The 10,043-nt window shown below is 64.6% G+C and carries 12 protein-coding genes; 7 read left to right on the forward strand and 5 right to left on the reverse strand.

From position 1 onward, the window contains the following. Window positions 1–142: 142 nt before the first annotated feature. Complete coding sequence (gene ribA, locus GJ695_RS28665) at window positions 143–796, reverse strand: GTP cyclohydrolase II (RefSeq protein WP_154370499.1); 654 nt, start codon at window positions 794–796, stop codon at window positions 143–145. A gap of 132 nt (window positions 797–928) precedes the next feature. After that, window positions 929–1,633 (reverse strand): pirin family protein, encoded by a 705-nt coding sequence (locus GJ695_RS28670; RefSeq protein WP_154370500.1) that lies wholly within the window; start codon window positions 1,631–1,633, stop codon window positions 929–931. A 143-nt stretch (window positions 1,634–1,776) separates the two neighbouring features. On the opposite strand from GJ695_RS28670, the gene GJ695_RS28675 reads away from it, so the two are divergent. From GJ695_RS28675 to GJ695_RS28700, 6 genes are all read left to right on the forward strand, one after another. Then, the gene (locus tag GJ695_RS28675) at window positions 1,777–2,715 is read left to right on the forward strand and encodes a LysR substrate-binding domain-containing protein (RefSeq protein WP_154370501.1); all 939 of its coding nucleotides are present in this window, start codon (window positions 1,777–1,779) and stop codon (window positions 2,713–2,715) included. A gap of 50 nt (window positions 2,716–2,765) precedes the next feature. Continuing rightward, window positions 2,766–3,743, forward strand: a complete 978-nt coding sequence (locus tag GJ695_RS28680; RefSeq protein ID WP_154370502.1) for an EAL and HDOD domain-containing protein — start codon at window positions 2,766–2,768, stop codon at window positions 3,741–3,743. Further along, window positions 3,736–5,877: a putative bifunctional diguanylate cyclase/phosphodiesterase gene (locus tag GJ695_RS28685; RefSeq protein WP_154370503.1), complete on the forward strand. Its 2,142-nt coding sequence runs from the start codon at window positions 3,736–3,738 to the stop codon at window positions 5,875–5,877. The genes GJ695_RS28680 and GJ695_RS28685 overlap by 8 nt, the downstream gene beginning before the upstream one ends. An 85-nt stretch (window positions 5,878–5,962) precedes the next feature. Continuing rightward, window positions 5,963–6,544, forward strand: a complete 582-nt coding sequence (locus tag GJ695_RS28690; protein ID WP_154370504.1) for a BPSL1445 family SYLF domain-containing lipoprotein — start codon at window positions 5,963–5,965, stop codon at window positions 6,542–6,544. A gap of 6 nt (window positions 6,545–6,550) precedes the next feature. After that, window positions 6,551–6,916: a glutaredoxin gene (locus GJ695_RS28695; RefSeq protein ID WP_154370505.1), complete on the forward strand. Its 366-nt coding sequence runs from the start codon at window positions 6,551–6,553 to the stop codon at window positions 6,914–6,916. Window positions 6,917–6,918: 2 nt separating this feature from the next. After that, window positions 6,919–7,308, forward strand: a complete 390-nt coding sequence (locus tag GJ695_RS28700; protein WP_154370506.1) for a PPC domain-containing DNA-binding protein — start codon at window positions 6,919–6,921, stop codon at window positions 7,306–7,308. On the opposite strand, the gene GJ695_RS28705 is transcribed toward GJ695_RS28700, so the two are convergent. Genes GJ695_RS28705 through GJ695_RS28715 form a run of 3 tightly spaced genes read right to left on the reverse strand, consistent with a single transcriptional unit; the run spans window position 7,305 to window position 8,929 of the window. Then, complete coding sequence (locus tag GJ695_RS28705) at window positions 7,305–7,610, reverse strand: protealysin inhibitor emfourin (RefSeq protein ID WP_154370507.1); 306 nt, start codon at window positions 7,608–7,610, stop codon at window positions 7,305–7,307. The genes GJ695_RS28700 and GJ695_RS28705 overlap by 4 nt on opposite strands. Window positions 7,611–7,620: 10 nt before the next feature. Further along, window positions 7,621–8,646, reverse strand: coding sequence for a M4 family metallopeptidase (locus GJ695_RS28710; protein WP_154370508.1), 1,026 nt, complete (start codon window positions 8,644–8,646; stop codon window positions 7,621–7,623). A 58-nt stretch (window positions 8,647–8,704) separates the two neighbouring features. After that, window positions 8,705–8,929, reverse strand: coding sequence for a DUF3820 family protein (locus GJ695_RS28715; protein WP_154361223.1), 225 nt, complete (start codon window positions 8,927–8,929; stop codon window positions 8,705–8,707). Between the two features lie 118 nt (window positions 8,930–9,047). Here GJ695_RS28715 and GJ695_RS28720 point away from each other — a divergent pair, with 118 nt between their 5' ends. Further along, window positions 9,048–9,941 (forward strand): VOC family protein, encoded by an 894-nt coding sequence (locus GJ695_RS28720; protein WP_154370509.1) that lies wholly within the window; start codon window positions 9,048–9,050, stop codon window positions 9,939–9,941. Window positions 9,942–10,043 lie beyond the last annotated feature (102 nt).

Here is a 10,043-nt window from a genome sequence, read left to right on the forward strand (position 1 = left end):
GTGCGGCGGCTGGCGGCGTGGCGGGAGGCTTCGCGGCCGCAGGGGCGGCCGGTGCTGCAAGGGCGGCGCCGCTGGCGGCGCAGGCCCAGATCAATGCGAGAGTGCTAGCGAGCTTGTGAACTTTCATGCAATCCTTAAATCCTTACAGCGCGCCATCCTCCACCGGCGCCGGGGTCAGCGGCGTCATCATGTGGCCCAGCTTGGCGGCCTTGGTATCCAGATAATACTGATTGAAGGCATTGCGGTTGACCAGCAGCGGAACCCGCTCGGCCACCTCAATCCCCAGTTTGGTCATGGCATCGATCTTACGCGGATTATTGGTCATCAGGCGCAGGCTTTTGACGTCGAACTGCGACAGCATCGGTTTCACCAGGCCATAGGTGCGCTGATCCGGCTTGAAGCCCAGCTGCTCGTTGGCCTGCACCGTGTCGGCGCCGGCTTCCTGCAGGCGGTAGGCGCGGATCTTGTTGATCAGGCCAATGCCGCGGCCTTCCTGGCGCAGGTACAGCAGCACGCCGCGACCTTCGTCGGCGATCTTCTTCAGCGCGCCTTCGAGCTGGGCGCCGCAGTCGCAGCGCTGCGAGAACAGCACGTCGCCGGTCAGGCATTCCGAATGCACGCGCGCCAGCACCGGCTCGCCGTTGCCGATGTCGCCCAGCACCATGGCCAGGTGTTCCTTGCCGGTGGCCTTCTCGACGAAGGCGTGCAGCGTGAACTGGGCCCACGGGGTCGGCAGGGCGCAGGAAGTGACGTAATTCAGTTCGTCTTGGGACGGGATTTCTGCGCTCTGCGACATGGTTGTGCTCTTTATTCTGTTCATCTATAAGGTAAAAAAGGCGCGCCGGGCTGTTCAAACAGACCCGGCGCGCCCTTCATGATACCAAAACTGGCGGAAATGTTTCGGGGCCGCCCTCCGGCCCCGGTTTCCTTATTGTTTTGGCAGGTCGAACAACAGCAGTTCGGCTTCCTCGGCCTGCTCCAGCGTCACCAGTGCTTCGTCGGTGATTTTCAGCGCATCGCCCTGTTTCAGGTGCACGCCGTTGACCGTCACCGCGCCGCGGATGATGTGAACGTAGCCGATGCGGCCTTCGTCCAGCGCATGTTTCAGGCTGTCGCCTTCGTCCATGATCGAGGCGTAGATCGTGGCGTTCTGGTGGATCAGCACCGAACCATTGCGGCCGTCGTTCGAGGCGATCAGCGCCAGTTTGCCTTTTTTGTGCTCTGGCGTGAAATGTTTCTCCTCGTAGCTAGGCGGAATGCCCAGTTCGTTCGGCTGTATCCAGATCTGCAGGAAGTGCACCTGCTGGCTGCGATCGCCGTTGAACTCGCTGTGACGCACACCGGTGCCGGCGCTCATGCGCTGGACGTCGCCGTAGTGCAGCACCGAACCGGTGCCCATGCTGTCCTTGTGTTCCAGCGCGCCGCTCAGCACGTAGGAGATGATTTCCATGTCACGGTGGCCGTGGGTGCCGAAGCCCTGGCCGCCTTGCACCTGGTCTTCATTGATGACCAGCAGCGGACCGAAACCAACATGCTCCGGGTCATGATAGTGACCGAACGAAAAGCTGTGTTTCGAATCGAGCCAGCCGTGGTTGGCTTTGCCGCGGGAATCAGAATGGCGTACTTGTAACATGATGAGCTCCGTTTCTTGTTGGTTAATGTGCGATAATTTTGAACGCTTTTCGTTCGTATCGCTGCATCCATGAATCACATTGTAGACCCCTGATTCAGAATAAAAAAACGGAAAATTTACCCCTCTACTATCGAAAAAATCGAATGCTCAGACTCAGCCTGGAAGCCCTGCAAATCGTCGACGCCATCGATCGGCGCGGTTCCTTCTCCGCCGCAGGGAAGGAATTGCACCGCGTGCCCTCAACGATTTCCTACACCGTCAGCAAGCTGGAAGACGACCTGGGTGTGCAAGTTTTCGAACGCAACGGTCCGCGCGTCGAGCTGACCGCCGCCGGGGCTGAGCTTCTGAAAGAGGGCCGCTACCTCCTAAAGGCGGCCCTGGACCTGGAGCATCGGGTGCGGCGCGTGGCCTCCGGCTGGGAAACCGAGCTGGCGGTGGGCATGGATTCGATGTTTTCGGCCTGTCTGTTCCACGCCGACGTGCCGGCCTTCTACGAGGTGGCGCAGCAGACCCGCCTGCGCATCGTGCAGGAAGCGCTGTCGGGCACCTGGGAAGCCCTGATCGAGCGCCGCGCCGACCTGCTGGTGGGGGCGGCCGGCGATGGTCCGGCCGGCGGCGGTTACGTCTCCGAGCCGATCGGCAAGATCGACTTTGTGTTTGCCGTGGCGCCATCCCATCCGCTGGCCAATGTCCAGGACAAGCTGACGCGCACGCACCTGCAAAACCACCGCGCCATCAGCGTGGCCGACAGCGCACGGCAGATGGCGCCGCGCACGGTCGGCCTGCTGCTGGGCCAGGACACGCTGACTGTCCCGGACATGAAGACCAAGTATCAGTACCAGCTGGCCGGCATGGGCTTCGGTTTCCTGCCCGAGCCATGCGCGCGCGCCGCCATCGCCCGGGGCCTGCTGGTGGAAAAACAGGTGGACGAGCCGAAGCCGGCCGAGACCTTCTACCTGGCCTGGCGCAGCGGCGAAAACGGCGCCGCGCTGAACTGGTGGATCAACCGGATGCGCGAACCGGGGCTTTTTGAGCGCTTGCTCAATCATCTGCCTCATCATAATGTTGACCGGGGCCAATAGTTTCGGGCAACATAGCAGGATCATTGACCGTCACGCCGCTGGAACATTTTATGACTGCATTGCCGCCCGTGTTTCTGCATCCTCTGGCTGACCGCAATGGCAGTCCGGCGGCCTTGCTGCTGGACGCCGGCCGCCTGCCGGCCGACGCCGTCGAGCCGCCGGTCAATCTGCTGGAGGAACTGGCCAACGGCAGCATGACCTGCTTCTACCGCGCCGGCGCCAGCGACGCCGTCAACCAGGCGCTGGCGCAGGCCGGCTGGAAAGCGCTGCCGGACGACAAGGTTCAGCGCGCCGACGACGTGCTGCCCAAGGAGTTGCCGGCCGGCGTCACCTGGGTCGACGGCGACTGGTTCCTGGCGCAGCCGGCCAAGCCGGTCGGCACCCAGGCCGCCTCGCGCGCGCTGGCGCTGCAACTGGTGCAACTGGTGTCGGCCGACGCCGACACCCACGAAATCGAAGCGCTGCTGCGGCAGGACCCGACGCTGTCCTATCACCTGCTGCGGCTGGTGAACTCGCTGGGCATGGGCACCGGCCGCCGCGTTACCAGTTTTTCGCAAGCCATCCTGATCCTCGGCCGCTCGCAGCTGCGGCGCTGGCTGAACCTGATGCTGTTCTCGTCGCGCGAAGGCGACCAGCGCTCGGCCATGCTGCTGTCGCGCGTGGCGCTGCGGGCGCGCGCGATGGAGCTGCTGTCCAAGGCTTGCGGCGAGGACAAGCCGCACCAGGAGCAGGCCTTCATGGTCGGCATGTTCTCGCTGCTGGGCGTGTTGTTCGGCATGCCGCTGGAAGAAGTGCTGAAGCCGCTGACCATCAGCGAATCGGTACAGCAGGCCCTGCTGGCGCACGACGGCGACATGGGCCGGCTGCTGTGCGTGGTGGAATCGGCCGAGCAGCAAGACCATGCGGCGCTGGCAGCCTGCCTGGCCACGCTGCAACTCGACACCGCCACCTACAACCGCATCATGGTCGACGCCTGCGTATGGATGCAGGGCGTTACGGCCGGCAAGGCGGGAACTCCCCATGCTTGACGCCATCGACCGTTGTCTTGCGCTGAGTCGCCAGGCACGGGGCGAACAGGGCGAAGCGCTGGCGCGCACGCTGGCCGCACTGGATGCGGCGCTGATCGAAGCGCGCACCGAGGTCAAGCCGGCCTACATCGCGGCGCAGGACGCAACGCTGGCGCTGGACACGGCCGGCTACGTCACCGCCTGGAGCCTGGGCGCGCAGCAGATGTTCGGTTACGCGGCGGAAGAGGTGACCGGCCAGCACGTGCTGTTCCTGTACGCCGAGGATGACGATGACGGCAATATCGCCGAACTGTTCTTCGACCACAACCCCGGCGAATCGGCCGCCCGCACCGAGGTGCGGCGCCGCAAGAAGAACGGCGAGATCATCTGGGTGCACCTGGACATCGAACTGCGCAACGAGGGCATGCTGGTGCGGCTGTCGGAAGCCAACCAGGCGCTGTCGGACCTGGACAAGGTCAACCTGCACGCGCGCATCATCGAGGACAGCGAGCAGGGCGTGCTGATCACCGATGCGCACGAACGCATCGTCTCCATCAATTCCTCCTTCACCCGCATCACCGGCTACACGCCGGCCGAATCGATCGGCAAGACGCCGGACCTGCTGCGCTCCGGCGTGCACGACGCCGACTTCCGCGCCAAGGTGCGCAGCGCCATGCAGGGCGGTGGACCGTGGCGCGGCGAGATCATCGGCAAGCGCAAGAACGGCGAGCTGTTCCCGCAATCGGTGACCATCAGCGCGGTGCGCGACCAGCACGGCAAGATCAGCCACACGTTCTCGCTGTTTTCCGACATCAGCGTGCACAAGGACGCCGAGGCGCGCATGCAGCGCATGGCCAACTACGATCCGCTGACCGGCCTGCCGAACCTGTGCCTGCTGACCACGCTGGTCGGCCAGGCGCTGACCGAAACCAAGCGCTCCGGCGAGCACGGCGCGCTGCTGGTGGTGGAGATCACCCGCCTGGGCGCCATCAGCGACACGCTCGGCAACGAGATCGGCAACGAGCTGCTGTGCGAGATCGGCCGCCTGTTCCGCCAGTCGCTGCGTGAAGGCGACGTGCTGGCGCGGCTGGATGGCCACCGCTTCGCCATCGCGCTGCTGCACGTGGAAAAGCGTGAACACGCCGGCATCGTCGCCAAGAAGCTGCTGACCGCGCTCGGCGCGCCGATCACCATCGCCGGCCACAGCCTGCAGGTCGGCGCGCACGTCGGCATCACCGTCTACAACGAAGACGGCGCCGATGTGCCGACGCTGATCCGTTACGCCGACGTGGCGGTGGCCAAGGCGGGGCAGAGCATCGAATCGAACTTCCTGTTCTACAGCGAAGAGATGAACCAGCGCGCCAAGGAGCACCTGCGCATCGAGAGCGAGCTGCGGCAGGCGCTGCAGAACAACGAGCTGCAGCTGTACTACCAGCCGAAGGTAAGCCTGCGCAGCGGCCGCATCGTCGGCGCCGAGGCGCTGCTGCGCTGGCGCCATCCGCTGCGCGGCCTGGTGTCGCCGGGCGTGTTCATCCCGGTGGCGGAAGAGACCGGCCTGATCCTCGATCTCGGCGCCTGGGTCATGGAAGAGGCTTGCCGCCAGGTGCGCGAATGGCGCGACGTCAACCTGATCATCCCGCCGATCGCGGTCAACCTGTCGGCGCGCCAGTTCGACGCCGAGCTGCCCAGGCGCGTGGCGGCGGTGCTCGAGCGGCACCGCGTGCAGCCGGACCAGATCAACCTGGAAATCACCGAAAGCCTGCTGGTGCGCGGCACCGAGAAGGTGATCGAGATCATGAACCAATTGGTGGCGATGGGCATGTCGCTGGCGCTGGACGACTTCGGCACCGGCTATTCCAGCCTGGCCTACCTGAAGAAATTCCCGATCAGCACCCTGAAGATCGACCGTTCCTTCGTCATCGGCCTGCCGTATGAAGAAAACGATTGCGCCATCGCCCGCGCCATCGTCACCATGGCGCAGCAGCTGCGCCAAGAAATCGTGGCGGAAGGCGTGGAAACGGCCGAGCAGATGGCCTTCCTGCGCGAGCTGGGCTGCGACCAGCTGCAAGGCTATCTGTTCAGCCAGCCGGTGCCGGCGGCCGAATTCGCCGCCATGCTGCGCGAAGGCAAGCGGCTGGCCTTTGGCAATCGTTGAGCTGCGGTGTGTTACGGAAGAGAGATAGCGTGGTAATGTAGATGATGAAACAATGGTCTGTTTAATCCACTTCCCGGAGACTTCCATGCAAAAACGTACTTTCCTGCTGCGCGCCACCGCTGCCGCAACTTTCGCCGGCCTGATGCTGGGCGGCTGCACCACCACCACCGGCGCGGCCAAGCCGAGCAACGCTGCCGTCAAGACCGAGATCGAGCAGGGCGCATACACCACGCTGGAGCGCCTGTACAAGGAAGTGAAGGGCTCGCGCGAGCTGGTGCATAAAGCCAATGGCGTGCTGGTGTTCCCGAACGTGGTGGCGGCCGGCCTGGTGGTCGGCGCCGAATACGGCAAGGGCGTGCTGCGCACCGGCGGCCAGGTGGCCGACTACTACAGCGTGGCTTCGCTGTCGGTCGGCTTCCAGGCCGGCGCGCAGTCGAAGGCGGTGGTGCTGCTGTTCATGAGCCGCGAAGCGCTGGATAAATTCCGCGCCGGCAAGGGCTGGACCGCCGGCGTCGATGGCTCGGTGGCGCTGATCAAGGTGGGCGCCAACGGCGACATCGATACGGCCACCGCCAACAATCCGGTGCAGGCCTTCGTGCTGACCAACGCCGGCCTGATGGCCAACCTGAATCTCGAAGGCACTAAAATTTCCAAACTGGACCTGTAAGGCATTATGACTCGTAAGCTCCTGGATCAAGCACGCATCCATCCCGCCGCCCTGGTGCAGATCAGCAATTATCACGGCGATCTGATCGCCGAAGTGGAAGCCGCCGTCGCCGCCAACAAGGTGGTGGTGGTCGGCATGGGACTCAATCCCTTTCCGGCCAAGGCACGCAAGATCCTGGAGCGCAACGGCACGCCGTACACGTATCTCGGCTACGGCAATTACTTCTCGCAATGGCGGCCGCGGCTGGCGCTCAAGCTGTGGAGCGGCTGGTCGACCTTCCCGCTGGTGTTTGTCAACGGCACGCTGATTGGCGGCGCCACCGATCTGCAACAGCTGATCGACAGCGGCGAATTCGCGCGCCTGCTGGGCTGACCATGGAAACGCTGCCGCTGCGGCTGCACCCCGGCGACGACCTGCGCGCCGCCGTGGTGGCGGCGTTGCAGGCCAGCGGACACCAGGCCGGCTTCGTGCTGCAAGGCATCGGCAGCCTGCGCGTGGCGCAGCTGCGCTATGCGGGCATGCCGCAGCCAACCGCGCTGCCTGGCGATCTGGAAATCCTGACGCTGGCCGGATCCATTGCGGCGGACGGCGCGCACCTGCACATGGCCGTGTCCGATGCGCAAGGGCGCGTGCTGGGCGGCCACGTCGCTGCCGGCTGCATCGTGCGCACCACGGCGGAACTGCTGCTGGCGGTGTTGCCGGGCCGGCGCTTCACGCGCGAGCACGATCCGCGGACCGGCTATCCGGAACTGAAGATCGGCTAGTCCGGCGCCACTTCATCGTTCAATTTTTCCGTCAGCGCTTTCAGCGACGGCGAGGCCTCGTCCAGGTGGTAGCGGACGCAATGTGCCTGGCCGCCGTCGTCGACTTCCAGGTCGTACTGGAAATCCCACGACTTCGGCGCTTGCTTGACCAGCTTGGGCGGCAACGCGAAGAAGTCGCTGGCGTGCAGCAACTGCTGCAACTGGCTGGCCTGGTCCTGCGGCAGCTGCGCCAGGTCGACGGTGCGCGTCTGCGCGCCGGCCGGTCCGGCAAAGCCGCCGGTACATTTCAGAGTCAAACGCATGATCGATCCTTTAGCTGACGCCGACGACTTTCCATGCGGCCTGGATGGCGTGCTGTTCGGCCGAATCCGCGCCGTACAGCAGCGCGGCGGCCTGGGCGGTGGCCTTGGCCATGTCGGCAAAAGTGGCGTTGGCCGTCAACAGCGACAGCGCCTTGTACCAGATCGGCCCGGCCTTGTCCCAGGAGTTGCCCTTGAGCGCCAGCGCGGCCGCGTAGAAGGCGTGGTTGGGAATGCCGGAGTTGGTGTGGACGTCGCCGTTTTCCACGTATCCTGCCATGGTTTTCGGCTGGTCGTCGCCCGACCAGGTAAGCGCCTGGTTGCCCGGATCGGCCATCGAGCGCAGCGCCTTGCCGACCGACGGCGCCATGATGCCGGCGCCGATCAGCCAGTCGGCCTGTTCGACCGACTGCTTCAAGGTCCACTGCTTGACCACGCTGCCGAACACGTCGGAGATCGATTCGTTGAGCGCGCCGCTCTGGTCCTCGTACACCAGGCCGCCCGGCACCGCGTATTGCGTCACGCCGTGGGTCAGCTCGTGGGCGATGACGTCGAGCGCGCCGGTGAAGCCGAGGAACAGCTTGCCGTCGCCATCGCCGTACACCATTTGCTGGCCGTTCCAGAAGGCATTGTTGAAACGGGTCTGGTAATGCACGGTGGAATCCAGGCGCAGGCCCTTGCCGTCGATGGAGTTGCGCTTCAGCACTTCGCGGTAGAAATCGTAGGTGGCGCCGGCGCCGTCGTAGGCCTGGTTGACGGCCACGTCGGTCAGCGGCTTGCCGCCTTCGGCGCGCACCAGCTTGCCGGGAAGGGTGGACTTGTTCTGGCCGTCGTACACGGTGCGGCTCTTTTCACCGGTGGCCGCCGCCAGTCCCATGACGACCGGCGCGACCGAGCGCTGGCCGCGCAAATGGGCGGAGATTTCCGCCGCGTCGAGCAGGCAGTGGCGCTCGCTGGCGTCGTGCGTTTGCTCGGCCAGCTTGCGCAGCATCTTGGGCGGAATGATAAAGCAGGTGCAGCCGTGCGGATGCTGTGCCATGACGTTCTCCTGAACAATGCAATAACGTATTTATACACGTATTTTCATTGCCGGGACGTCACGCTGAGCGCTGCGCCTGGCGCAGCGGATCGAGCAGCATGCGCAGGTTGTTATGGTCGAGTTCGTACATCAGCGCGATCAGTCCGCCGAGTTCGCCGGAAGGAAACCCTTCGCGCGCGAACCAGCCCAGGTAATGGCCGGGCAGGTCGGCGATCTTGCGGCCCTTGTACTTCCCGTAAGGCATTTCCCGTGTCAGCAGCAGGGCGAGTTTTTCAGAGTTCATGGACGGATTTTACCGCGTCCGGCACGGCGCTGAAATGGGCAACCTGATCCTAAGACAGGTCCAATGTCCGCTGGCCGTGCGTATAGTGAAGGCGCCCATCCCTACATCAGGAGTTTTCATGACCGTTCCCTTTCTCCGCACGCGGATGCTGTCCTGTGCGCTGACTCTTGCCCTGGCGCTGCCGGCGCTGGCCATGGCCGCGCCGGACGTCGCTGTCGGTCCGCAGTACGACACCACCCACGTGTATGTGCAGGATGCCGATCTCGAGGCGTTCATCCAGAGCTTTACCGGCACGTTTGGCGGCAGGGCCACGCCGCGCGCGGTGTTCACGGTGACGCCGACGCCGAGCAAGACCGCCTCGCAGTACGTGCAGACGCCGGTCGGCATGCTGTCGGTGTTCGCCTTCCAGACGCCGATTCCGTATGGCTTCGGCGAGGAACGCACCGGTTATCTGGTGAACGATATCCATGTCGCCACCAAGGCGGCGGTGGAGGCCGGCGCCGATGTGATCGTCGAACCGTTCGACGATCCGATCGGCAAGGACGTGATTATCCAGTGGGCCGGCGGCGTCAACATGCAGCTGTACTGGCATACCAAGTCGCCGACATATCCGCCGCTGCATTCGGTGCCGGATAACCGCGTGTATGTGTCCAAGGTGTCGGGCGACAAGTTCATCGGCCAGTTCAAGCAGTTCGCGCATGCCAAAGTCACGGCCGACGACCAGATCGATGGCGCGGAAGTTGGCCGCGCGGGCGAGCAGGTGCGGCGCGTGCAGCTGTCGTCCGGCTACGGCAAGATGATGGTGTTCGTCAGCGACGGCAAGCTGCCGTTCCCGTATGGCCGCGAGACCACCGGCTACCAGGTGGACGATATGGCGGCGACGCTGGAGAAGGCGGCCGCCAACGGCGTCAAGGTGCTGGTCGCGCCGGTCAAGACCAGCCAGGGCAATGTGAGCGCCATGCTGCAATTCCCCGGCGGCTACATCAGCGAGATTCACAATGCGGCAAAATAGCAAAACCCTGCGCCGCTGCGGCGGTCTGCTGGCGCTGGTCGTCAGCGGCGCGGCCGGCGCGCAGGCGCAGATCGGCGGCGTCGCGGCGCAGCCGGCGGGCAG

The organism is Duganella alba, from assembly GCF_009674495.1.
Classification (GTDB): Bacteria; Pseudomonadota; Gammaproteobacteria; order Burkholderiales; family Burkholderiaceae_D; genus Rugamonas; species Rugamonas alba.

Coding starts and splice junctions, on each gene's coding strand:
- GJ695_RS28675 (WP_154370501.1), top strand. CDS start 1,777: ATGCTCAGACTCAGCCTGGAAGCCCTGCAAATCGTCGACGCCATCGAT.
- GJ695_RS28690 (WP_154370504.1), top strand. CDS start 5,963: ATGCAAAAACGTACTTTCCTGCTGCGCGCCACCGCTGCCGCAACTTTC.
- GJ695_RS28715 (WP_154361223.1), bottom strand. CDS start 8,929: ATGAACTCTGAAAAACTCGCCCTGCTGCTGACACGGGAAATGCCTTAC.
- GJ695_RS28700 (WP_154370506.1), top strand. CDS start 6,919: ATGGAAACGCTGCCGCTGCGGCTGCACCCCGGCGACGACCTGCGCGCC.
- GJ695_RS28680 (WP_154370502.1), top strand. CDS start 2,766: ATGACTGCATTGCCGCCCGTGTTTCTGCATCCTCTGGCTGACCGCAAT.
- GJ695_RS28685 (WP_154370503.1), top strand. CDS start 3,736: ATGCTTGACGCCATCGACCGTTGTCTTGCGCTGAGTCGCCAGGCACGG.
- GJ695_RS28710 (WP_154370508.1), bottom strand. CDS start 8,646: ATGGCACAGCATCCGCACGGCTGCACCTGCTTTATCATTCCGCCCAAG.
- GJ695_RS28670 (WP_154370500.1), bottom strand. CDS start 1,633: ATGTTACAAGTACGCCATTCTGATTCCCGCGGCAAAGCCAACCACGGC.
- GJ695_RS28705 (WP_154370507.1), bottom strand. CDS start 7,610: ATGCGTTTGACTCTGAAATGTACCGGCGGCTTTGCCGGACCGGCCGGC.
- ribA (WP_154370499.1), bottom strand. CDS start 796: ATGTCGCAGAGCGCAGAAATCCCGTCCCAAGACGAACTGAATTACGTC.
- GJ695_RS28695 (WP_154370505.1), top strand. CDS start 6,551: ATGACTCGTAAGCTCCTGGATCAAGCACGCATCCATCCCGCCGCCCTG.
- GJ695_RS28720 (WP_154370509.1), top strand. CDS start 9,048: ATGACCGTTCCCTTTCTCCGCACGCGGATGCTGTCCTGTGCGCTGACT.